Below are 23,446 nucleotides of genomic sequence, written 5' to 3'. Positions count from 1 at the left end.
CGAGGGCTACATTCCGCGCCGGCGCCCGATGAGGCCCACCAGGCCGACGGCACCCAGGCTCAGCACCGAGCACGCCACCGCCGCCGCAATCAGGTAGACCTGGTTGCGGTCCAACCCGGACGGGGTGTCGGCAGCGGTATCTGAGACGAGTTGCATCCGGTAGTCGCCGGGCAACGGCGCTTCCCGCGGGTCGTCGAGTCCGGGGAATTGCTGGGTCCGGTGCACCTCGAACTGGCGTTCACCGGTACCCGACTGCTTCCACACTCCCCAGGCCGGCGTGACACCGTCGAGCAGCACCTTGCGTTCGCCGTAGCGACTGTCATCGCCGACGTCGACGATGCGCTGCACCCGGAACGGCTCGTAGACGGCCTGTGAGTAGCGCACCTGGACCGGCACGTTGTCATAGCGCAGCACCGGCGGCGGGGGCGGCGGGCGCAGCAGCCCGGCCGTGGGGATGAACCCGCCGCCGAAGAAGCTGCCGACCGCGACGTTGACGGCGGTGTTGAGTGCGTTCACGACGACCGCGGTGAAGCTGTATGCGGCGAGGTCGGCGGCGTACATGACCACCCGCTGCAACGGATTGATCTGCACGATGCGCGGCCGGTTCTGGTACATGTACACGACGCGCACCGGGTCGCGGTACGGGTTGAAGATCATCGGCCGGTAGTACTCGTCGTACTGCACCCAGTCCGGCCGCCACTGGCGCACCTTGCGGTCCCAGTCCAGGCGGTCGCCCCGGTCGTTGCGGTGGTCGAAGTCGGGCCGGTTCCAGTCCCGATCGTCGATGCGGTTGTCAGTTCGGTTGTTGTTGCGGTCGTTGACTTTCAGCGATACCGCGAGCGCGGCGACATCGTGCTCGGCCGCGGGTTCGGGCTGCCTCTCCTCGACGGGCGCGGCGTTGCGCGCCACCTCGATATCCGCCTCGGGTGCGTCCAGGGTCTGCGGCTTCAGGGTCTCGATGGGCCGGGCCGCCTTGGCGACGGTCGAGGACGTCTCGGTCGCGGAGGGTTTGGCGGTCAGTGTCGGGGTGGCCTCGGGCGCCACCGCCTGGACGGTCTGCGCAGGCGGCGTGGTTTCCGGTTCCGGGGTCTGCGCGGCGGGTGTGACGCTGCCTTCGGCGGGCGTCTCGGTGACCTGATCGACCGGTGCGGGACGCTCACCGGTGCGGGCCACCCGCGGCGCCGGGGTCTCGGCGGCCTTGGGTGTCTCGGTCGGCTTGGGCGCTTCGGTCGGCTTGGGTGTCTCGGTCGGCTTGGGCGCTTCGGTCGGCTTGGGTGTCTCGGTCGGCTTGGGCGCTTCGGTTACCTTCGGCGTCGGCGCGGGTTCCCGGGTGGTGGGTTCGGCGACCTTGGTCGTGGTGGTGCGCGCGGGCGGCGGGGCCGCCGTCGTCGCGGGGGTGGGCGCGGCGGTCGCCGTCGGAACCACGACCGGTGCTTCCACCACGGGGGCGGGTGCCTGCGAGGTGGTCGGTTGTGGTGCCGCCGTGGGCGCTTCGGCGTCGGTGGCAGGTTCCTGCGTCTTGGCGGTCCTGGGCTCGGAGACCGGGACCGTGGTCGTGGGAGCGGAGTCGTCAGCCACCACCGCCGGCGACGGCTTCTCGGACACCGTCGTCGGCGAAGGCCCATCGTGTCTCGGGGCCGCCACCGCGGGAGCCAGTCCCGCGGTCAACGCGGTCAGCGAGATGACCACCGTCGAAGCGACTCCGGCGACGACGTATCGCCCGGCAGAAAATTCGCGCGTTGCACCCACCGTGCATCCACTCCTCTGAAGGTCCAGGGAGCGTGGCATCTCAGCCACAGCTGCCATGTTGCAGCCATCTCCCCCGACACTGGCCCGGGGCCAGCAGCTGTCTCGCATGTTTCATCGCCGCGCACCGAGATCCGTTACAAGGGCTACATCACAGTTTCGGCTCGGAACGGCGGGAACAAATCCGCGATCCGGCCTGTCCGCGCGTGCAGGATCTAAACTTCATGGCGTGCGGACGGGCAGTCTCCTTGCGCCACTGACTCTTTGCGTCGCGGCCTTGGTGACGGGCTGCGGCGGACCCACCGCGGCCCCGACGACCTCCTCGGCGGCAACCACCACAACCACCACCACGGTGGCGACGGCGGCCCCGGCCTCGGTGTCGCCCATCCAGCCGTGGTTCAACCTCCAGGTCGGCGATTGCATAGATCAGGTGCCGGCCGTGGACGAAGGCGCCGTCGACGTGACGCTGGTGGACTGCGCGGCGCCGCACCGCGCGGAGGTTTACCAACGCGCACCCATACCGGTGGACGCGGCGGTCACCGATATCGCGAACCAGCGCTGCACCGAGGCGCTCGCCGCTTACACCGGACGGTCGGGCGGCTACACCGTCAGCTATCTGATCGATTCGAATCAGGACCGCACCGCCCACAACCCACTGCCGAGCACCGTCATCTGCTTGCTGCAGGACGGCGCCGGCGCCGCCCTGACCGGATCTGCCCGCAGTCACTAGGCACCACCCTTTAAGGTCGAACCGTGAACCGGCTGGACCGCTTCTTCGACATCAGCTCCCGTGGCTCGACCGTCGCCGCCGAATTGCGCGGCGGCGTCGTCACCTTCATCGCGATGGCGTACATCATCGTGCTGAACCCGATCATCCTGTCCGGCAGCGCCGACGTCGCCGGCGACAAGCTGGCGTTCACCCAGATTTCCGCGGTGACCTCGCTCGCCGCGGGCGTGATGACCATCCTGTTCGGGGTCATCGCGCGGCTGCCGTTCGCCTTCGCGGCCGGCCTCGGTATCAACTCGTTCCTGGCGTCCTCGGTGGTCGGTTCGCTCACCTGGCCCGAGGCGATGGGGCTGGTCGTGATCAACGGCCTCATCATCGTGCTGCTGGCGGTGACCGGACTGCGCAGGCTGATCTTCGACGCGGTGCCGATGCAACTGAAGTTGGCGATCACCGCGGGCATCGGATTGTTCATCCTGTTCATCGGTCTGGTGGACGCCGGGTTCGTCGCCTCCACCGGCGGTCCGTCACCGCCGGTCGGCCTGGGCGGGCAGGGCGCAGGATCCATCACCAGCATCCCGACGGTGGTGTTCGTGTTCACGCTGCTGGTCACCGGTGTCCTGGTGGCCCGCAAGGTGCGCGGCGGGATTCTCATAGGCCTGGTCATCGGCACGGTGGTCGCGGTCGTCATCGAGGCCATCTGGCATCTCGGATCGGCCGTCGAAAAACCCGGCGGCTGGGGGCTGTCGGTTCCCACGTTGCAGGGCTCACCGTTCTCGATCCCAGATCTGTCGCTGGTCGGAGACTTCAGCCTGAACAGCTTCGGCCGCGTCGGTGTCCTGGCCGCCATCATGCTGGTGTTCACCCTGGTGTTCACCAACTTCTTCGACGCGATGGGCACCTTCACCGGGCTGTCGCGTCAGGCCGGTGTCGCCGACGCGCACGGCAACTTCCCCCGCCTGCAGTCCGCACTGGTCGTCGAGGGCGCCGGTGCGGTGGTCGGCGGCTCGGTGTCGGCGTCGTCGAACACGGTGTTCATCGAGTCCGGCGCGGGCATCGGCGAGGGCGCACGGACCGGTCTGGCCAGCCTGGTGACGGGCGGATTGTTCCTGGCCGCAATGTTTTTGACGCCGATTGCGGCCATCGTGCCGACCGAGGTGGCGGCCGCCGCCCTGGTGATCGTCGGCGCCATGATGGCCTCGCACCTGCGCGAGATCGATCTCGCGGACTTCTCGGTGGCGCTGCCGGTGGTGCTCACGGTCGCGGTCATGCCGTTGAGTTATTCGATCGCCAACGGGATCGGCGTCGGATTCATCTCATGGGCGGTGGTGCGCACGGCCGCAGGCAAGGGCCGTGAGGTCAGCCCGCTGCTGTGGGTCGTTGCGGCCGGGTTCCTGCTGTACTTTGCGCGGGGCTGGATCGACACGCTGATCGGGGTCTGACGACCGGGTCTTGAGGTACAGCCCCACCGTCGCCGCTCCCACCTCCACGATGGCCGCGCCGATGCCCCACGTCATCAGGGTGGATGGCGGCGCCGACGGGCCGCCGTTGTGGTGATGCCCCGCCGACATCGGCAGGTGCACGGCAATCATCGCCAGATTCATCAGCGCGACGGTCAGCCACGCCCTGATCGAGTCGTGCCACCACAGGTGCCACGCGCAGGACAGGCAGCCGACGATCATCAGCACACCGACGAAGGCGGCCGAAGAGCCCAGTGCGAGTGCGTGCAGCACGGCCGAACTGACCGCTATCGTCGCGCACACGCGCCGAGGCAAGGTGGTCCACACACATGTATGGACCCCGGCGGCGGCCGAAAGTCATCCCGCCGTCAGGATTTGCCGATCTTCTTCTTCACCACCAGTAGCGGCAGCAGCAGAGTGGCGATCGCCGTCACCAGCCACACCACCACGGTCGCGGCGATCCAGGAGCCGGCACCGCGAATGGCCAGACCGTGGGTCAGCACCGAGGCCAGCAACAGTGCGACAAACGTTGACAGCAGGCCGATTCCGCCCAGGAAGGCCGACGCGTAGCGGGACGCCATCTTCGCGATGAACGGTGCCAGGACTGCCTGCGCCAGCGCGAAGACCGCGACCGCGACGATGAACCCCGACACCGAGACCCGCACGCCCGGCACCAGCCAGGCCGCGACCAGCAAACCGATGGCCGCAGACCCCAGGAATACCAGCGTATTCAGCACCAATCGCACCATGTCGACGATGGTAAAGGTGCTCCGGCCCATTGCGGCGAAGATTCATCCCGGCACCCGGAATTGACGCCTATGCTGCCCGACATGGCCGACTTCGCACCGTCGCTCGCACCGGAACTGACCGACGTTCCCTCCGCCGAAGGTCCGCTTCCCGGTCCGGCCGAGCTGGCCGGACGGCCCTACGCGCTGCCCGTCGACATTCTCGGCGAACGGCACGGCCCGCTGTTCTATGCCGACTACAGCACCTTCCGCAAGCTGTACGCCTGCTCGATGGAACTGGTCGAAGAACTCTGCGACGAGGAACGCTTCGCCAAGAACCTGACGCCGTCGCTGGCCCGGGTCCGTCCGCTGGCCGGGGACGGTCTGTTCACCGCCTTCCACGGAGAGCCGAATTGGCAGAAGGCACATGATGTTCTGCTACCCGGATTCAGCTACGCCGGTCTGCGCAACTATCACGACGCGATGCTCGACATCAACGGCCGGATGATCGCACGCTGGGACGCCCAGGCCGGGCGGCAACCGGTGAACATCTCCGATGATCTGCAGAAGCTCGCGATGGACACCGTGGCGCTGGCAGGTTTCGGCGCACAGTTCCAGTCCTTCGACCACGACGGCCTGGCGGCGATCCCGCAGAGTTTCACCGCTGCCCTCGGAGAGCTCGGAAAGGGCGAGACCACACCGCGATTCGAGACCGAGCTGGCCACCCTGCAGACCTACTTCGACGAGCTGATCGAGGGGCACCGCGCGGCGGGCACCGACGCCGCCGACGATCTGCTCTTCGTGATGCTCGGCCGGGGCGGCGAACCCGTGCTGGACCAGCAGAACATCCGCAACCAGATCATGACCTTTCTCATCGCCGGGCAGCTGACCACCTCGGAACTGATGCCGAACACGCTGTACAACCTGGTGCACCACCCGGCGGTGCTGGCACGGGTCCAGGCCGAGGTGGACGCGGTCTTCGGCACCGAGGACGGGTACCTGCCGACCTACGACGACATCGGCAAGTTCGGCTACCTGCGGCAGGTCATCAACGAGACGCTGCGACTGTCGCCGCCGGTGCTCAGCTTCGACCGGATGGCGCTGTCAGACACCGTCATCGGCGGCGCCTACCCGATCCGTGCGGGCGAGTCGGTCGCGGTGCTCACCGGGGCCTTGCACCGGCAACCGGAATGGGGTGACAACGTCGAGTTGTTCGACCCGGACCGGTTCGAACCCGATCGCGCGGCCGCGCGGCCCGCGGCGTTGTTCAAGCCTTTCGGCACCGGTGCCCGGTCCTGCATCGGGCGGCAGTTCGCCCTGCACGAGGCGACCATGGCCATAGCCCGCATCATGCACCGCTACCGTCTCATCGACTCCACCCACTACGTGTTGCGGTGGGACGGCCCGCTGAGCCGACGGCCCGCCGGCTTCCACCTCGACCTGGTGCGGCGCACACCCGCCGACCGCACCCTTGTGGCCGCACCCGCCAGCGCCGTCCAGACGCCCGTCGGTCCGCTGTCCACCTTGAAGGCGGGCACCACGTTGGCGGTGTTACACGGATCGAATCTCGGGACCTGCCGCGCGCTGGCCACCCAACTGGCCGAAGAGGCCGGCGATATCGGTTGTGCCGCAACGGTCGGCCCGCTCGATGATGCCGCCGCGGGGCTGCCCGGCACCGACGCGGTGTTGATCGTGGCCTCGTCCTACAACGGCCAGCCGACCGACGACGCCCGCGAATTCCTCGCCTGGCTCACCGGACCCGACGCCGCGCTGGAGGGCGCCCCGTACTTCGCGGTACTCGGCGTCGGCGACCACAACTGGGCCGACACGTATCAGGCGGTGCCGAAGCGGATCGATGAACGGCTGATCGAATTGGGCGGTACGCCTCTGGTTCCGTTCGCGGCGGCCGACACCTCCGGTGACCTGACCGGGACGCTGGAAGAGTTCTCGACGGCGCTGTGGACGGCGCTGTCCCGGCAGTTCGGCGATCCGGACGCGGTGGTGCTCACCGACACGGAGGAACCGCTCTACGATCTGCACCCCATCGTCGGCCCCGTGACCGCCGCCCTCGACGCCCGGTTCGCGGTGTCCCCCATGACGGTGCTGGAGAACACCGAGCTCGTCAGCGACGAGAATGCCCAGGGCCAAGCCAAACACTTTGTCCGCGTTGCCTTGCCTGCCGACGTCGAGTATCACACCGGGGACCATCTCACCGTGCTGGCCGACAATCCCGCGGAGCTGGTCGACACGGTGTTGGAGCAACTCGGCATCGACCCGGATTTGCGGCTGTCGATCAACCCGCGCCGGACCTCGCGGCGGCTCATCGCGCTCGACCGCGAGGTCAGTGTGCGCGAACTGCTCACCCACTTCGTCGAACTGCGCAAACCGGCGACCCGCAGTCAGCTACGTAAGCTCGCGGCGGCCAATCCGTGCGTCCCGGAACGGCAGCGTCTGGAAGAACTCGCCGACGCGGCCGAACCCTGCACGCTGAGCCCCATCGAGTGCGTACTGGAATTCCGGGCCTGCGCACTCACCGGTGCCGACCTCCTGGAACTCCTGGAGCCGATGACGCCGCGGCATTACTCCATCGCCTCGTCGTCCCGGATGTCGCCGAAAGTCGTTGCGCTGGTGGTCAGTGTGCTCGACGCCCCGGCGAGGTCGGGGCGTGGACTGTTCAAGGGTGTGGCGTCGAACCATCTGGCCGCGCTGGGTTCGGGTGCACAGATCCGCGCCCGCGTCGATCAGGCCCGCCAGGCATTCCGGGCGGGTGCGGATCCGGCCAAGAACGTGATCCTGGTCAGTGCGGGCACCGGCGTCGCACCGTTTCGCGGGTTCCTGGGCGACCGGCTCGCGGCGCGACAGGCCGGCGACCCCTATGCACCGGCGTTGTGCTTCTTCGGGATTCGCGACCCGCAGGTGGACTACATCTTCCGTGAGCAGTTCGACATCGCCGAGGATCTGGGGATCGTGCGGATGCGGCCCGCCTTCTCCCGCGCCTCGCAGGACGGTGTGCGCTACGTCCAGGATCGGATCTCGGCCGACGCGGACGAGGTGTGGGAACTGCTCGGCGATCCGGCGAAGGACACTCACGTCTACATCTGCGGCGACGGCGCCCGGATGGCGCCCGCGGTGCGGCAGGCGTTTCTCGACATCTATTGCGCCCGTACCGGTGCCGGCGAGAGCCAGGCTCGCGACTGGCTCATCGGACTGGTCGAGTCCGACCACTACGTCGAGGACGTCTGGGCCGGCTGAGCGTCACAGCCGCGACATCTCGCGCCGCATGCAGGCGTCGTTCATGTACGCCGGCCGCGCGGCCGGGTAATGCCGACGGGCACGGCGCGGTTCCGCTCTGCTGGACTTCGATCGCACGGCGAGACGCTGAATGCACCTGTCCCACAGCAACTTCAGACCGGCAGTGCCTGGTGCACCGTGGGCGGTGATCGACAGAGCTGACATGGTGGTCCCCAAACGTCGTGGTGGACGTGTGAAGTGGTGCCCACCTTGATGTTCCGAACGTATGGGCAGCCCATGTCCGGGCCACGAGTAGAGCGCTACCTAGTTGACCTCCGCGTCATGTGAGGTCCATCACAGACCACCCGGCGCGGGGTGGGTGAGGAAATGCGCCAACACCGGGGTGAGCCACTCGACCAATTCGACGTCGGCCATGCCGACCAGCGGTGGAGTGCCCAGAATGTAGCGCGAGACCGCGACACCGAGTAGTTGCGCACCGACCAGCGCCGCCCGCTCGGCAGGCCGGTCGGGTACGACCGCGGCCAGGGCGGGGGCCACCTGCGCGGCGAATACGCCCAGCAGCGCATCGGCGGCCACCCGATTGGTCGCGGCGGCACGCAACAGCGGCAGGAACGAGCCGTCCGGTCCCCACACGTCGACGAACAGCGGAATCAGCACACCCGCGATGTCCTCGGGGGCGATGTCGGACAGGTCCGGAAAGGCGATGTCCAGGTGCGACGCCGCGGCGAACAGGCCGGCCTTGCTGCCGAAGTAGTGCATGACCAGGGCGGGGTCCACTCCGGCCGCCGCGGCGACGGACCGGATCGTGGTGCGCTCGAAGCCCTGTTCACCGAACTGCGCCTGCGCGCCAGCCAGGATCGCGGCCCGGGTGGCTTCGCCGTCGCGCGGTTTCGTCGTCATCCGGACAGCGTATTCAACAACTGTTGACACGGGCAATGGGCACGCCTAGCGTTCAGTTCAACAGTTGTTGAACTCAATCCGCCGGAAAGGACAAGCCATGACCGTCACTGCCATCCAGATCGGCCTCGATCCCGACGTCATCGATGTGACTTCACCCGACTTCGCCCAGTTCCCCGGGCTGTCGCGGGACAGGCTGCGCGCGGCCAACGACGAGAACGTCGCGGGACTGCGCGACGCGGGCTATCACGTGGACAACTGCCTCATCCCGTTCGGCGACGCGGGCGCGGCCAAGGCCCGGCAGTGGTTGGAGGCCGGCACCTACGACGCGGTGCTCATCGGCGCAGGGGTACGTCTGGTGGCCGGCAACACCCTGCTGTTCGAGTCGATCGTCAACGCCGCCCACGACAGCCAGCCCGGCTGCCGCTTCGTCTTCAACAAGGACGCGGTCGCCACCCCGGACGACATCCGCCGCTGGTACCCGAACCCCGAGGCGGTGACCCGATGAGCACCGTCCAGACCGACGTCCTGGTGGTCGGCGCGGGTCCCACCGGACTCACCGCCGCCGGCGATCTGGCTCGCGCCGGCCGGTCGGTGACCGTGCTGGAACGCCGGCCCACGGTCAACCCCTCCAGCCGCGCCTTCGTCACCATGCCCCGCACGCTGGAGGTGCTCGACGCCCGCGGCGTGGCCGACGAGTTGCTGGCCGAGGCGCACCGGACACCGGGGGTGACGGTCTTCGGCGGCGCGCGCATCAACCTCACCCACCTCGACTCGGCCTACCCGTTCGCCATGATCACGCCGCAGACGAATGTCGATGCGGCCCTTGCCCGTTACGCCGCAGACCACGGGGCCGACATCAGGCGGGGGTTCGAGATCGCGGCGCTGACACAGGATCACGACGGCGTCACCGTGACGGCGCGCTCGCGCGAAAACGGCAACCTCACCACCTGGCGGGCGCGGTACGTCATCGGTGCCGACGGAGCGCACAGCACCGTGCGCACCCTGGTGGGCGCCGACTTCCCGGGCAAGACCCTGCTGTCCTCGATCGTGCTGGCAGATGTGAAACTCGCGCACGGCCCCGCGGGCGACGGTCTCACCCTGCACAGCACCCGGGAAGTGTTCGCGTTCCTGGCGCCCTACGGACGCAGCGACGCGGAAGGTGAGTGGTTTCGCACCATGCTGTGGGACCGCGGGCATCAGGTACCGGACAGCACACCGGTGGACACCTCCGAGATCGTCGACGTGCTCGGGCGCGCCACCCAAGCCGATCCCGGAATACTGGAGGTGGGTTGGCATTCCCGATTCCATTGTGACGAAAGGCAAGTCGAGCAGTATCGGCACGGACGGGTGTTCCTGGCCGGCGACGCCGCGCACGTGCACTCCCCCATGGGCGGGCAGGGGATGAACACCGGCGTCCAGGACGCGGCGAATCTCGCCTGGAAACTCGATGCCGTCCTGGGCGGTGCCGCCGACGAAGTGCTGGACACCTACCAGACCGAACGCCACCCGATCGGTGCGCGGGTGCTACAGCAATCCGGTCTGATGGCGCGCGGGGTCACACTGCATCCGCGGGTGGCGCGCGGGTTTCGCAATCTCCTTGCGCCCCGGCTGCTTCGGTTACCGGCGATCCGGGATGCGGTGGCGGGCAGCTTCTCCGGCGTCGGGTTGCGCTACGGGCGCGGCCCGGTGGGCGCGCGGGCGGTGCAGATCCCGCTGACCGAAGGCCGGCTCACCGAAGTGCAACGCACTCCGGGATTCGTGCTGGTGCGTGAGCACGGCGCGACGCCCGTCGAGGCGGCCGGGCTGCGGCAGGCCGAACGCGCCGACGCCGGACCGGCCGTGCTGGTGCGCCCCGACGGGTACGTGGCCTGGACCGGCGCGTCCGCGGATGTGGTCGCCTGGCGGGCGTGCCTGGACCGGTGGTGCGCGCCGCGCTCGGTGGTCACACCTGGTTGACGCCACCGTCGGCGGTCACCGTCGACCCGGTGCTGAACGAGGACAGGTCGCTGGCCAGGAACACCGCCGCGTTGGCGATCTCCTCCGGGTCGGCGAACCGCCCGAGCGGGATGGTCGACACCCGGCCGGCGCGGAATTCGGCGACCGTCTCGCCGGGGCTGGTCTGCGCGGCCAGATTGTCGCTGCCGGGGGTGGCCGTGGACCCGGGGACGAGAACGTTCACCCGGATGCCCCGGTCTTTCAGTTCGTTGGCCCAGGTCCGGGCGAACGACCGGACGGCGGCCTTACTGGCGGCGTAGACGCTCAGGCCGGGCCGGCCGCGGTCGGCCGTCGAGGATCCGAGCAGAATGATCGACGCGCCGTCGTTCAGCAGTGGCAGCGCCTTCTGCACGGTGTGCACGACGCCTTTCACGTTTGTCGTCAGCAACCGGTCCAGTTCGTCCTCGGTGATCGCACCCAACGGCTGCACCGAGGTCACCCCGGCGTTGGCCACCAGCACATCGAGGCCGCGCCCGGCCGCACCGGCCGCCGCGTACAGCCGGTCCAGGTCCGCCGGCGTGCCCACGTCACCCTGTACCGCCTGCGCGGCAGCGCCGAGGGCCGCCACGGCCCGGTCCAGATGGTCCTGCCGGCGACCGGTGAGGAAGACCCGCGCGCCCTCGTCGACGAACCGGCGCGCCGTGGCCAGACCGATCCCCGACGCCCCGCCGGTGACGACGGCCGTTCTGCCGTCAAGCAAACCCATCGACGTCAACTCCTCGGTCGTAGCGCACCATCAGCCGACCGTATCTGGTACGAAAGAGTCGACCTCTACGCCATCAGGAGAGTGCCAGCACGTGTCCGCCCCTACTTCGGTGACGGACGCGTCCCCGCCCCAACACCAGCGCAGCGGTATCCCGAAGTGGATCCGTACCCTCGCCATCCCCATCATCATCGGCTGGATCGCGATCGTCGCTCTGCTCAGCATCATGGTGCCGCCGCTGGAGGTCGTCGGGCAGATGCGCTCGGTGTCGATGAGTCCGCAGAACGCGCCGTCGGTCATCGCGATGAAGAAGGTCGGCCAGGTTTTCGACGAGTTCAAATCCGACAGCTCGGTGATGATCGTGCTGGAAGGTGACCAGAAACTCGGCGCCGATGCCCACCGCTATTACAACGACATGGTCGCGCGCCTGGAGGCCGACACCCAGCACGTCGAGCACGTGCAGGACTTCTGGGGCGACCCCCTCACCGAGGCCGGCGCCCAGAGCCCTGACGGCAAAGCCGCCTACGTGCAGGTGTATCTCGCGGGCAACATGGGCGAGTCGCTGGCCAACGAATCGGTGGAGGCCGCCCAGAAGCTGGTCACCGCGGTCCCGCCACCGGCCGGGGTGAAGGTCTTCGTCACCGGGCCGTCCGCGCTGGCCGCCGATCAGCAGATCGCCGGTGACCGCAGCGTCCAGATGATCGAGCTGGTCACCTTCGTCGTCATCATCACCATGCTGCTGCTGGTGTACCGCTCCATCACGACGGTGCTCATCGTCCTGGTGATGGTGGTGCTCGAATTGTCGGCGGCGCGCGGTGTGGTCGCGTTCCTCGGCTATCACGACCTGATCGGGCTCTCCACGTTCGCCACCCAGCTGTTGGTGACGTTGGCGATCGCCGCCTCCACCGACTACGCCATCTTCCTGATCGGCCGATATCAGGAAGCCCGAAGTCTCGGCGAAGACCGGGAATCGGCCTACTACACCATGTTTCACGGCACCGCCCACGTGGTGCTGGCGTCCGGTCTGACCATCGCCGGGGCCATGCTGTGCCTGCACTTCACCAAGCTGCCGTACTTCCAGTCGCTGGGCATCCCGATGGCGGTCGGCATGATGGTGGCTGTCTTCGCCGCGCTGACCCTGGGCCCGGCGGTGGTCACCGTCGCCAGCCGCTTCCGCAATCTGCTGGAACCCAAGCGCACCATGCGCATCCGCGGCTGGCGCAAGATCGGCGCCCTGGTGGTGCGCTGGCCCGGCCCGGTGCTGCTGGCCACCGTCGCGCTCTCCCTGGTCGGTCTGCTCACGCTGCCCGGATATCGGACCAACTACAACGACCGCAACTACCTGCCCCCGGATCTGCCGGCCAACGAGGGTTACGCCGCCGCGGAACGGCACTTCTCGGTGGCACGGATGAATCCTGAGTTGCTGCTCATCGAGTCCGACCACGACCTGCGCAACTCGGCGGACTTCCTGGTGATCGACAAGATCGCCAAGGCCATCTTCCGGGTGCCCGGGATCGGCAGCGTGCAGGCCATCACCCGGCCGGACGGCAAGCCGCTGAAGTTCAGCACCATCCCCGCGCAGATGAGCATGGGCAGCGCCTCGCAGAAGATGAACGAGAAGTACATGGAAGACATGTTCGCCAACATGCTCACGCAGGCCGGCGACATGGAATCCACCATCGCCACGATGAACCGGATGATCGCGCTGATGACGGAGATGAGCGCGACGACCCACAGCATGGTGAGCAAGAGCACCGACATGGCCGTGGACATCGCCCAGTTGCGGGACAGCATCGCCGATTTCGACGACTTCCTGCGGCCCATCCGTAACTACCTGTACTGGGAACCGCACTGTTACGACATCCCGGTGTGCTTCTCGATGCGCTCGGTGTTCGACGCCCTGGACGGCATCGACGCCACCACCGACCAGTTCCAGGAACTGCTGCCCGACCTTCAGCGCCTCGATCAGCTGATGCCGCAGATGCTGTCGACGCTGCCCTCGCAGATCTCGACCATGGAGTCGTCGCGGGACATGATGCTGCGGATGTACCAGACGCAGAAGGGCATGCAGGACCAGACCAACGAGATGCAGGCGAACCAGTCCGCCATGGGCGACGCCTTCAACGACTCCAAGAACGACGACACGTTCTATCTGCCGCCGGACACCTTCAACAACGCCGACTTCAAGCGCGGGATGAAGAGCTTCATCTCCCCCGACGGAAAGTCGGTGCGGTTCATCATTTCCCACGATGGTGATCCCCTGACCGCCGACGGCATCAAGCTGGTCGACGACATCAAAGCGGCCGCCAAGGAGGCCGTGAAGGGCACCCCGCTGGAGGGCTCCAAGATCTACCTCGGCGGTATCGCGGCCGCCTTCAAGGACATGCAGGAAGGCAACAACTACGACCTGCTGATCGCCGGGATCGCCGCGCTGACGCTGATTTTCGTCATCATGCTGATCATCACGCGCAGCCTGATCGCCGCGGCGGTCATCGTCGGCACCGTGGTGGTGTCACTCGGCACGTCGTTCGGACTCTCAGTGCTGTTGTGGCAGCACATCCTCGGCATCGAACTGCACTTCATGGTGATGGCGATGACGGTGATCGTCCTGCTGGCCGTCGGCGCGGACTACAACCTGCTGCTGGTGGCCCGCATGAAAGAAGAACTGCACGGCGGCATCAACACCGGGATCATCCGCGCGATGGGCGGCAGCGGTTCGGTGGTGACGGCCGCAGGCCTCGTGTTCGCCTTCACCATGATGTCCATGGTGGCCAGCGAGATGACCGTGGTGGCACAGATCGGTTCGACGATCGGCCTGGGCCTGCTGTTCGACACCCTGGTCATCCGGTCGTTCATGACCCCGTCCATCGCGGCGCTGATGGGCAAGTGGTTCTGGTGGCCACAGGTGGTGCGGCATCGGCCCGCCCGCAGCGTCCCGGCGTGGAAGAACCGGGAAAGCAGCCAGGAACCGGAGAAGATCGAGTCCTGACGTGCTGGCGCTACCAAGCGTGCGGGACGAGGTTCGGCCCGATGATGTGGCCTTGGCTCGGATTTGGATGATGCTCGTCGTGGATGAAATGGCCCGCGTACCAGACCACGACATCCTCACCGTCGACCGATTCCCCGCTCACGTACCGGGCGAGCTGAGTCTGAGTCTGCGCAGGCGTTCCACCAACTACCGACACACCGTCGTCGATTTCGTCTGCGTGGTAGCGCAAGACCCACATATCCGAGACGCCGTAACTGTCAGCAGTGCCGTCCCCTGAGCTCGGCACGATGCGGTATCCGCTCCCGGTCGCCTTATCGATCACCCGGTATCCCCGCTGCGTGGCGACGTTTCGTTTGAACTGGGTCTCGCGGACTATCGGACGCCACTCCAGACGGATCGGTCCCCCGCCAGGCGGGACGACCATTCGCCGAACCTGGAAGACATCTTGGGCACTGCCGTTGATGTCGAAATCGAAGCGCCAATACACATGATGCTGATGACGCATACACGTTCGGGGATTGCGGGTGCCCGCAAACCCGAATCGGGCTCCGATGGTGCCGTCGTCGCGCAGCCGCCAATCTGAGACGTAGCGATACCAGCCCGCAGCCATCTCGCTCACAATGCGTAGCTCGCCATTGTCATAGTGCAGTGCGACGCCTTGAAAATTACCTGCGTCCGTACCCGCCTCCAGAATTGTCCTTGGCGGTTGCGTGCAGAGCCGCCAACCGGGTCCCACCGGGTCCTGGCCTACCGCCTGGAATACCGTCTCCTGTCGCTGCCAATCGCGGTACGTCACGCCATCGTCGTACAGCACGTTCAGGATCGGCACATGGGCCCGGTATAGAACCAACTTGCCCCGGAAACGAACGTCTCGCAGTTCGACGCCGGAACCCTTCCCGTACGTGGCCGGTTCCGAATTCCGCGGGCGAACCAGAACGAAGTTCCACAACTCCGTCCCGCCGTCCAGCACCCGCACCCGCACCCGTGCGTGGCCATTGGGGTCCTGCCCGACATCCACTCCCGCAGGAAGCATGCGTTCGCAATCGGCGTCGGTGGGCGAATGTACGCCGATCGGGTACCAGTCGACGAGTCGCCTGGCGATGTCGACCGAAACGATGTGATGTCGGGGACCACCGGCCGGACGCAGGATGCCCAGATTGATGCGCCGGGTATACGTGCCGTCATCCTGTTCCAGGTCGGCCAGTGGAGGCATCGGTTGGTACACCACGACGTCGTCACCGCTCGCGTGAGCGAATCTTTCGTCGGCACGAAGAATCTCAAGTGCCTGGCCCAACTCCTCCGGCGACGGGAGTGGCGTTGCCGCAGTCGAGGTCATCGCGATGTCATCGAGTCGGTCGACGTGGCCACAGATATCCCATGCCTCATTGGCCGATGAGTCGAACGCAAGACCGCGGAACTCGCCCGTCTCGGCGCCGAGGCGATCCTCCACATTGGCGGCAATGATTCGCGGATCCACTCGGCCTCGGCCGGCCCTCCATGCGGGGTGCCGGACGATCGCACGTGTGATCGCATCAATCGGTAACTCGCGCAGCGTGATTGCTTCAATGATGATCTGAGGGGTCATCTCCGAACTCCTTCCCATCGTCAGCGCGGAATTCCCTGCTGACGCCTGCATCGGCCTCACTCGAGCGTATGAACCAAGGGTCGCCCCCGATGAAGTAGTCAGCTACTCGAATACAGGAGACGTCCCCAACCTCGAATGTGACGCTCGGCCGTTCAACCAAAGTTGGGCTAGCTGAGCTCCTTACTGCCGGACGCGTCGCTATCCAGACCAGCCCGCTCTGTGCACACCTGACCGAGGCGTGGGAGTCGATCGCGAGCTCACTGCCCGACAATCGCTGAGTGTCAGCCCCGTTCGGCGATCCGTTTGATCGCGGCGAGCGTCGCGGGAATCCCGGCGCTGGCCGCCGCGACCTGTTCGGAGATCAAGCCCTCGGCATGCTCGCCGAAGTTCTGCCGGAAGCCCGCCATGCCCGCGGGACGGAACTCCCACGACTCGGTGAGCCGGGTACCGCCCTCCTCGAGTTCCAGGGTGTAGCCCCAGTAAACCCAGCCGCTGTTCACTTCCCACGCGAACGCTCGCCCGGGGTCGGCGGTCACCACCTGGCTCCTGGTTTCCCAGGCCCGGCCCGGTATCTCGTTGCGCCCGGTGAACCACGCACCGACCTGGGGGCCTGCACCCTCATCCCACCAGCACCCGCGGCAGACGGGGCTCCACTCCCCGGTGCGGGTCACGTCGGACACCAGTGCGTAGAGCTCGTCGGGCGCGACAGCGATATGGATCGAGTCAGAGAAGGTCATATCGGTCACGACGGTGCGCACCCATCGGGTGCGTCGCCGCGGACGGGCGCGTCAGCAGCCACGGTGTAAGTGACGATCACCTCGGCATCATGCGCGGTGTCGTTGTCGACGCGGTGCGCCACCCCTGCCGGGATGAACACGGCTTGCCCCGCGGTGTATTCGGTGATCTCGCAACCAGGCGCCAACTGCACCGCCACGGTGCCCGCCTTGATGGCCGAGAACTCGGTGCCGGGGTGGGTGTGCCAGCCACTGCTCGCTCCGGGCTTGAGCAGCAGGCTCTGCACCAGCAGAGCGGATTCGGCTCCGTTGGTGACGATCGACACCGGCGTGTACGTGGTGCCCTTGGCCAGATCGGTGCGGACAACGTCGCCTTCGGCCGGGGTCGCATGGGCGGTGGTCGCCCCGAGCAGCGGCACGCAACCAGCAGCGACAACCGCCATGAGAGTGCGCATGTTCATCTGTTCACTGTGAGTCATTCGACCCCGATCCGCCAGTGATCGACAGGTTTTCGGCGAAAGTCGAGTAGTGCGCTACGTGTGCGCGTGCCGTCGGCGTGAATACGCTCGTGGGACATGGACGCAACGCAGGTGATGCTCCTGCTTGCCGGTCTTCTGGTGCTCTCGACGGCCATGTCCGCGGTGCTTGTCCGGTTCACCCGTCGTCAACCGGATCTACACCAGGTAGATGACGAACACCGCACCGAACAACACGACCAGCCAGCCGTCCGTTGCAAGCCTCAACCACCGCGGGGCGGTCCGCACCTCCATGAAGTGCCGGATGATCAAGCGGGACTTGATCAGTGCAAGCACCAGGACCACCGCGGTGATCGGCACGCTGGCCTCGGGCGTACCGGAGTGCGCGGGGGCCAGCCACCACGACCCGATGGTGATGGCCACCAGGACCACCCACGTCCATGTGATCGTCCGTGCGGTTTCGGTCATCATCACCTCATCACGTAGAACAGGGCGAAGATGATGACCCACAGCAGATCGACCATGTGCCAGTAAATGGCCCCCGACTCGACCATCGAGGCCCGGCGCCGGCTCGGATTCCGCAGTTCGCGCACCAGGACACCCAGTACGATGAGCCCGATCAGCACGTGCACCAGGTGCACACCGGTGATCACGTAGTAGAACGAGTAGAACATCTCCGAATTGGTCTGTCCGGCAGTGAGTTTTCGGAACCACTCGTAGCCCTTCAACACCATGAAGAGCATCCCGCCGGCACCGCCGGCGTAGATCAGCCGGATCGCCAAATCGTGCCTGCCGGCCCGGGTGGCGAGCACCGCGCGGGCCACCAACCACGAACTGGTCAGCAGGATCACGGTGTTGAGCACGCCGATAGTGATATCGAGGTGCTGCTGGGCCGCCAGGAATTCGGCGTGGTTCATGGTCCGGTAGATCAGGAAGACGACGAAGTAGCCGGCGAAGATGACCATGTCGCCGAGCACCATCACCCACATGTCCCCGTCACCGGGAAGACGGCGCCGCAGCACGGGAGCCGACTCGGTCTGGGTCACGCCTGCTCCTCCCGGTCCGCGGCGCGGCGCAGCAACACGATGAGCGCCACCAGCCACACCGAGAAGACCACCACCGCCAACCAGAAGGCGATCGACCCGTTCCAGGCGAAAGGACCGGATCGGAAGACGAACATCTGGGTGGCGATCACCTCGGTGATGATCTGCCAGATGCACACGTAGGCAAACCATTTCGGGAAGATGCCGTTGTGGTCGTACAGAATGGCGATCGCCAGCACCAGATACGCCACCGAGAAGCAACCCAAAGACCCGTTGTAGGAGAGCATTCCGAGGTCGTACAGCAGGCTGATCAGCTCGGGGTCACGGTCGGGACGGAACGCGGCGGTCAGGAAGCACACCGTCACCAGCAGGAAACCGGGAAGCGCGCCGACGCTCATGCCGCCGAGATACCCGTACGCGAAGACCGACCCCACCGACATCCGCTTCATCTGATAGACCACCAGACCGTTGGTCATCGCGGCACCGCCGAGCAGGATCAGCAGTACGGTGAACCCGATCTGGATGGTCAGGTGGTGCTGGGCGAAGAAGGCGACCTTGTCGGCGGCGGTGACATCGGGCCGCGGCGGCGGCGTGACCCGGGTCAGCACGCAGATGATGACCCCGAACACCGCGTACCAGACCGGGAAAAACCAGGTCATCAGCCGGACATCGCGCTTGCCGCCACCGGTGCGCACCGGTGCGGTCAGGACACTCACGGCGCGATCACACCGTCGAGCACGGCCTGCTTGCGAAGTGCGGTGCGCAGCACGACGAACATGACGAGGATGAACGCGACGAACGCGCCGTTGCGTAACCAGAACGACAACAACCCATCCCAGGCGAGCGGTCCGGTCTGGAAGACCGCCGCGCCCGCGGCGGGCACCATCGCGATTCCGGTGGCCAGCGCGTAGTGACCGACCCAGCGCGGGAACACCGGATCGGTGCGGTCGTCGAAGTAGACCGCGAGTGCCAGCAGCACGAATTGACTGACCACCATGCCGACGGGGGCGACGAGGACGATCCACGCCAGATCGTTGAGCAGCATGATCAACTCCGGATTGCGTTCCGGCCGAAAGGCTGCCACCAGGAAGAAGATGTTGGACAGCGCAAAGATGGTGGCACCGCTGACGACTGCGGTCAGATAGCAGTACGCGAAGACGTGGCTCTGCCCTGTCATCCGTTTCATCTGCGCCACGATCACCATGAAGAACGGCAGCACCATGATGCCGCACAGGTTGAAAGTGGCCTGGCTGAACCGGATCAGCGCGGTGTGATCGGCGTAGAAGGAGGCGACCTCACCGGCGGTCATCGTCGGCGACATCGGCGGCCAGAATCCGGGGAACGCCAGCGCCGCGATCAGCAGCACCGCACCCACTGCCGGCCCCGTCCACAGGCTTACCCATTGCGCCTTGATGTTCCCGGCTTTCGGCAGGTCTTGCGCCTGCTCGAGGATCTGCATCCCACCTCCACTGACTTGACTCAGGTATTGGGGCGAGGCCGTCCGGCCATCTGGGCCCCGAGTCATGTTCCTATGCACGCTATCCGGCGATCGGCGGATTGGGAAGAACTTTCTGAGTAGAGTCAGTTTCATGCTGAAGCAGAAGGGGCTGCAAACCCGCGAGCGGCTGCTCGGTGCCGCACTCGCCGAGTTCAAACGGGCCGGGTTGGCCGGAGCGGATACGACGGCGATCGTGGCCGCCGCCGGTGTCGCACACGGCACCTTCTTCTTCCACTTCCCCACCAAGGAACACGTGCTGATCGAACTGGAGAAGCGCGAGCAGGGCCGGATGGCCGCCGAACTGACCCGTTTCTTCGGCACGCCGCACAGCGTGCGCGGCACCCTCGCCGAGTCGGTCCGGGTGCTGGAGAAGCTGGAGCGCCGCCTCGGCCGCAGGCTCTTCAAAGACTTTCTCGCCCTGCATTTCTCCACCACCCGGCCGCCGTCGGAAGAGTGGAGCAACTACCCCGTCATCGTCGCCGTCGTCGAAGAACTCGCACGGGCACGCGCCCGCGCGGAGATACCCGCCGACGTCGACGTCATGCACAACGGCGTGTCGTTCCTGGTGGGCCTCTACGCATTGTGGATCACCATTCCCGAGGCGGCCGAGATCCGAAGACCGGTGATCGACGAGTATCTGACCACCTATATGTACGGGCTGCGCGTGTTGCCCGAATTCCGCGATTGACGTTGTCGTCAAAGTCGCGCGCCAAGTCCCGGTTGGCCGCACAATGAGCACTGCCGACACCACACGCAGGCAGGGCTGCGCGGATATAAGGAGAACGTCATGAACGGACGTACCACCTCAGTGTTGTTCGCGGTGGGATTCGCCACGGCTGCGGCACTGATGCCGCTGGTCAGTGCGCCCATCGCCGGTGCCGATGTGTGCGCCGGGGCCGACGGCAGGCACTTCGCCGCCGGCGGCTGCACCAATATCGCCGGCGATGCCATGGCCGGTGCGGCCATCGCGGCGGCGCACGTCCCCTACGTGGCCGGCGAGGTGCCCTGCTACACCGTCGAAGGCGTCCCGTACTTCACGCCCCCCGGGTATCCCTGCTGAGCCGAGGCAGGGACACGAACACCCCATCGAGCACCCGCTTCCGGCCAACGGCCTCGGCTGTCTTGCGCGACGCGATGTTCAGCCGGTCGATGGTGCCGATCAGCAGCCGACGCCGGTCGCGGCCGGGCTCGGCCGCCCACGCCGCCAGGCCCGCGGCGGCGTAGCCATGGCCGCGATGTTCGACGGCGATCACCTCTTCGTTGATGACGTCGCCGTCGAGCCAGTCGATCGCGCCCGGCACCACCGCGAGTAGTCCGACGACCCCCTCGCACGTGCGGATGGCGCGCAACTGGTCATGCCGATGCCACTCATCGAGTTCCGCGGCGGTCGCGGCGGTGATGTTGCGCGCCAGATCGGGAGCCAGCCGGCGATACACGTCGGTCACGATCGCGTCTGCGGTCTCCACCCTGTCGAAGGGTGTCAGCCAGACGTCCGGTCCGGCGCCGCGCATATCGCAATATGTTGCCGCATACACGCTTTCGTCGAGAAGAACGCCGGCGCCAGTCAAACGCCCCGGCAACACCCGAACCCGCAGGAATCGCGGTGCGAACACCGCCCACTCCTGGCTGACGCATGCGCGCATCCGATTCAGGTCGGTGAAGCTGTGCGCAATGATCTCGATGAACGGGCGACCGATGTCGCGTCCGTAGAAGCGGATTCCGCCCAACAACGTTCCGGCGGAACTGGTGACGCGGCGGTGCAGGTAGTCGGACGGTAGAACTCCGGGCAGATCGACGTGATCGGAGAACTCCCGCGCGAACGCGAGATCTTCGGTGCGCACCAGCTGATGGGCAAACCACTCGCCGAGCAGCGCCCGACCGCGCCGCCCGTAGAGGGAGTCGGCGAGATCGAGCTCGTCGCGTGATGCGCGCCGGCCTCACGACCGGATTCAGAACCGGGCGATGAACTTCAATGCCGCGTCGGCCACGTCGCGCCAACCATTGTCGATGGTCAATGAGTGTCCGCGTCCGGCGATTTCGACGAATTCGGTCTCATTGGGGTTCTTCTTGTACTGCTTGTAGGACGCCTTGGCGACGGCCGGCGGCACTGTGTGGTCCTTCTCGCCGGATATCACCAGCAGCGGGCCACGTTGGGGATTCTTGGTGTTCACCGTCGCCGACGATGCCGGATTGAAGTTGGCGACCGCCGCCTGGAACAGCGGGCGCCCCGGGCCGGCCACGGAGTACCGGTCATAAAGCCGATCCGATTCCTCCTGCGATACCGCGTTGCCGAAGGCATACCGGAACTGCTTGGGCGTCAACGCCACCGATCGTTTGTAGTTCAGCGGATTGCCGAGCACCGGGAACGACGACCGCAGCGTCGCCAGGGGCAGCGGCAGTACTCCGCGGAACGGGGCCGGGTCGATGGCGACCGCGACCTGGGCCAGGCCGAGGCCGGCCAGTTGCTGGGTGATCAGGCCGCCGAAGGAGTGTCCGATGATGATCGGCTTGCGGTCCAGCGCGCGGACGACGTCGACGTAGTGATCGGTGATCTCGCCGATGCCCTTGCCTGCGAACACCGAGGGGTCGCGACGTGCGTCGGCGGTGCTGGCGGGGTCATCAGGCCACCCGGGGGCCAAGGTGACGAAGCCCTGCTCTTCGAACAACTCCCGCCAGTTGTCCCAGCTGTCGGGCAGCAGCCACAGGCCGTGCACGAAGACAACGGGTTGCGATCCTGAACGGTTGGCGCGGTCGATCTCGTTCTGCTCGCGTTCGCTGATGGTGGTCATCGACTTCTCCTCTAGTAGAAAGAACGGTCGTTCTTTCTCTGTAACCACGACGGACTCCCATCTGTTCCCGCAAGCAGAAAGAACGTTCTGGCACGGCGTACCGTGGGGTCATGGACACCGTCGCATCGGTCTCGGAGCCCCGCGAGCGGCTCCTGCGTACCGCGACCGAGCTGTTCTACCGGGAGGGCATCCACTCGGTCGGCGTCGACCGCATCCTCGCCGAGGCGGGCGTCACCCGTGCCACCATGTATCGGCACTTCAAAGGCAAAGAGGACCTTGTCGAGGCGTATCTGGCAGCGGAGGACCAGACCATTCGCGGTTACTTCGCCGCCGCCGCCGACGCAGGTTCGGACTCCGACATGCTGGAGCTCGTCATCGACGGGATCGCCGAAGACATCACGCGCTACCACACGCGCGGATGCCCCTTCATCAACGCCGCCGCCGAGTATCCCGACCCCGACAGCCGTATCCGCCAGCTGATCACCGAGCACCGGAACTGGTTCCGCGCCGCACTCGAGCACGCGGCCGCCGAGCGCGACCATCCGGCCGAGATCGCCGCGTCCCTCGCGCTGCTGCGCGACGCCGCGCTGGTCGGCGGGTATCTCGACGGCGTCGAGCACGCGAAGCCGGCCTTCGTGCGCGCGGCCCGGCAGGCGGCAGGGCTGGAATCGGTGTCGAAAAGCGACAGCAAATGACCCGTAACCACACCAAATGCGGGCGGGCGATGTACAAGTGATGCAGGACGCGCATACCAGCTAATTTCGACGGGGTTCGCCATTCGACGAAATGTCGCTCGAGATGGTCTGTTCAGTCGCGAAAGGCAATGA

22 protein-coding genes are annotated in these 23,446 nt (G+C 66.6%); 9 read left to right on the top strand and 13 right to left on the bottom strand.

Annotation, left to right across the window (positions count from 1 at the left end; translation table 11 throughout):
- Window positions 1–6: 6 nt before the first annotated feature.
- On the bottom strand, window positions 7–1,749 hold the full coding sequence (locus AC1DY7_RS13650) for a hypothetical protein (protein ID WP_477494215.1): 1,743 nt from the start codon (window positions 1,747–1,749) through the stop codon (window positions 7–9).
- A 226-nt stretch (window positions 1,750–1,975) separates the two neighbouring features.
- On the opposite strand from AC1DY7_RS13650, the gene AC1DY7_RS13645 reads away from it, so the two are divergent.
- Window positions 1,976–2,476, top strand: coding sequence for a hypothetical protein (locus AC1DY7_RS13645; RefSeq protein WP_477494214.1), 501 nt, complete (start codon window positions 1,976–1,978; stop codon window positions 2,474–2,476).
- A 23-nt stretch (window positions 2,477–2,499) separates the two neighbouring features.
- Window positions 2,500–3,912: an NCS2 family permease gene (locus AC1DY7_RS13640; RefSeq protein ID WP_477494213.1), complete on the top strand. Its 1,413-nt coding sequence runs from the start codon at window positions 2,500–2,502 to the stop codon at window positions 3,910–3,912.
- A 386-nt stretch (window positions 3,913–4,298) separates the two neighbouring features.
- On the opposite strand, the gene AC1DY7_RS13635 is transcribed toward AC1DY7_RS13640, so the two are convergent.
- Window positions 4,299–4,679: a phage holin family protein gene (locus tag AC1DY7_RS13635; RefSeq protein WP_477494212.1), complete on the bottom strand. Its 381-nt coding sequence runs from the start codon at window positions 4,677–4,679 to the stop codon at window positions 4,299–4,301.
- A gap of 81 nt (window positions 4,680–4,760) precedes the next feature.
- On the opposite strand from AC1DY7_RS13635, the gene AC1DY7_RS13630 reads away from it, so the two are divergent.
- The gene (locus tag AC1DY7_RS13630) at window positions 4,761–7,907 is read left to right on the top strand and encodes a bifunctional cytochrome P450/NADPH--P450 reductase (protein WP_477494211.1); all 3,147 of its coding nucleotides are present in this window, start codon (window positions 4,761–4,763) and stop codon (window positions 7,905–7,907) included.
- Between the two features lie 333 nt (window positions 7,908–8,240).
- Here the strand turns inward: AC1DY7_RS13630 and AC1DY7_RS13625 are convergent, their stop codons facing one another.
- Window positions 8,241–8,807, bottom strand: a complete 567-nt coding sequence (locus tag AC1DY7_RS13625; RefSeq protein WP_477494210.1) for a TetR/AcrR family transcriptional regulator — start codon at window positions 8,805–8,807, stop codon at window positions 8,241–8,243.
- Between the two features lie 97 nt (window positions 8,808–8,904).
- Between AC1DY7_RS13625 and AC1DY7_RS13620 the strand changes: the two genes are divergently transcribed.
- Entirely contained in the window at window positions 8,905–9,312 is a 408-nt protein-coding gene (locus tag AC1DY7_RS13620; RefSeq protein WP_477494209.1) for a hypothetical protein, read from the top strand.
- A complete protein-coding gene (locus tag AC1DY7_RS13615) occupies window positions 9,309–10,763 on the top strand; it encodes an FAD-dependent oxidoreductase (protein WP_477494208.1) in 1,455 nt (484 codons plus the stop codon). Before AC1DY7_RS13620 ends, AC1DY7_RS13615 begins: the two co-directional genes overlap by 4 nt.
- Here the strand turns inward: AC1DY7_RS13615 and AC1DY7_RS13610 are convergent.
- Window positions 10,750–11,508 carry an SDR family NAD(P)-dependent oxidoreductase gene (locus tag AC1DY7_RS13610; RefSeq protein ID WP_477494207.1) on the bottom strand — a complete coding sequence of 253 codons (759 nt, stop codon included), beginning with the start codon at window positions 11,506–11,508 and terminating at the stop codon, window positions 10,750–10,752. The genes AC1DY7_RS13615 and AC1DY7_RS13610 overlap by 14 nt on opposite strands.
- 91 nt (window positions 11,509–11,599) lie before the next feature.
- On the opposite strand from AC1DY7_RS13610, the gene AC1DY7_RS13605 reads away from it, so the two are divergent.
- Window positions 11,600–14,494 (top strand): MMPL/RND family transporter, encoded by a 2,895-nt coding sequence (locus AC1DY7_RS13605; protein WP_477494206.1) that lies wholly within the window; start codon window positions 11,600–11,602, stop codon window positions 14,492–14,494.
- Window positions 14,495–14,504: 10 nt separating this feature from the next.
- On the opposite strand, the gene AC1DY7_RS13600 is transcribed toward AC1DY7_RS13605, so the two are convergent.
- From AC1DY7_RS13600 to AC1DY7_RS13570, 7 genes are all read right to left on the bottom strand, one after another.
- On the bottom strand, window positions 14,505–16,079 hold the full coding sequence (locus AC1DY7_RS13600; protein ID WP_477494205.1) for a copper amine oxidase: 1,575 nt from the start codon (window positions 16,077–16,079) through the stop codon (window positions 14,505–14,507).
- 281 nt (window positions 16,080–16,360) lie between these two features.
- A complete protein-coding gene (locus AC1DY7_RS13595; protein WP_477494204.1) occupies window positions 16,361–16,816 on the bottom strand; it encodes an SRPBCC family protein in 456 nt (151 codons plus the stop codon).
- A 5-nt stretch (window positions 16,817–16,821) separates the two neighbouring features.
- Window positions 16,822–17,274 (bottom strand): cupin domain-containing protein, encoded by a 453-nt coding sequence (locus AC1DY7_RS13590; RefSeq protein ID WP_477494203.1) that lies wholly within the window; start codon window positions 17,272–17,274, stop codon window positions 16,822–16,824.
- Window positions 17,275–17,487: 213 nt separating this feature from the next.
- On the bottom strand, window positions 17,488–17,757 hold the full coding sequence (locus AC1DY7_RS13585) for a cytochrome C oxidase subunit IV family protein (protein ID WP_477494202.1): 270 nt from the start codon (window positions 17,755–17,757) through the stop codon (window positions 17,488–17,490).
- A gap of 2 nt (window positions 17,758–17,759) precedes the next feature.
- A complete protein-coding gene (locus AC1DY7_RS13580) occupies window positions 17,760–18,278 on the bottom strand; it encodes a cytochrome c oxidase subunit 3 (protein ID WP_477494515.1) in 519 nt (172 codons plus the stop codon).
- Between the two features lie 53 nt (window positions 18,279–18,331).
- On the bottom strand, window positions 18,332–18,991 hold the full coding sequence (locus tag AC1DY7_RS13575) for a hypothetical protein (protein ID WP_477494514.1): 660 nt from the start codon (window positions 18,989–18,991) through the stop codon (window positions 18,332–18,334).
- A gap of 53 nt (window positions 18,992–19,044) precedes the next feature.
- Entirely contained in the window at window positions 19,045–19,791 is a 747-nt protein-coding gene (locus tag AC1DY7_RS13570) for a hypothetical protein (protein WP_477494201.1), read from the bottom strand.
- A gap of 130 nt (window positions 19,792–19,921) precedes the next feature.
- Between AC1DY7_RS13570 and AC1DY7_RS13565 the strand changes: the two genes are divergently transcribed.
- Both AC1DY7_RS13565 and AC1DY7_RS13560 read left to right on the top strand, forming a co-directional pair.
- A complete protein-coding gene (locus tag AC1DY7_RS13565; RefSeq protein ID WP_477494200.1) occupies window positions 19,922–20,518 on the top strand; it encodes a TetR family transcriptional regulator in 597 nt (198 codons plus the stop codon).
- A 99-nt stretch (window positions 20,519–20,617) separates the two neighbouring features.
- The gene (locus tag AC1DY7_RS13560; protein WP_477494199.1) at window positions 20,618–20,890 is read left to right on the top strand and encodes a hypothetical protein; all 273 of its coding nucleotides are present in this window, start codon (window positions 20,618–20,620) and stop codon (window positions 20,888–20,890) included.
- On the opposite strand, the gene AC1DY7_RS13555 is transcribed toward AC1DY7_RS13560, so the two are convergent.
- Together AC1DY7_RS13555 and AC1DY7_RS13550 are read right to left on the bottom strand one after the other, a co-directional pair.
- On the bottom strand, window positions 20,865–21,671 hold the full coding sequence (locus tag AC1DY7_RS13555) for a hypothetical protein (RefSeq protein WP_477494198.1): 807 nt from the start codon (window positions 21,669–21,671) through the stop codon (window positions 20,865–20,867). The genes AC1DY7_RS13560 and AC1DY7_RS13555 overlap by 26 nt on opposite strands.
- Window positions 21,672–21,779: 108 nt before the next feature.
- Complete coding sequence (locus tag AC1DY7_RS13550; protein ID WP_477494197.1) at window positions 21,780–22,619, bottom strand: alpha/beta hydrolase; 840 nt, start codon at window positions 22,617–22,619, stop codon at window positions 21,780–21,782.
- 110 nt (window positions 22,620–22,729) lie between these two features.
- On the opposite strand from AC1DY7_RS13550, the gene AC1DY7_RS13545 reads away from it, so the two are divergent.
- The gene (locus AC1DY7_RS13545; protein ID WP_477494196.1) at window positions 22,730–23,314 is read left to right on the top strand and encodes a TetR/AcrR family transcriptional regulator; all 585 of its coding nucleotides are present in this window, start codon (window positions 22,730–22,732) and stop codon (window positions 23,312–23,314) included.
- The last annotated feature ends 132 nt before the right edge of the window (window positions 23,315–23,446 follow it).

It is taken from the genome of Mycobacterium sp. P2_H7, from assembly GCF_056403275.1.
This window is presented reverse-complemented; position numbering and strand designations above follow the sequence as displayed.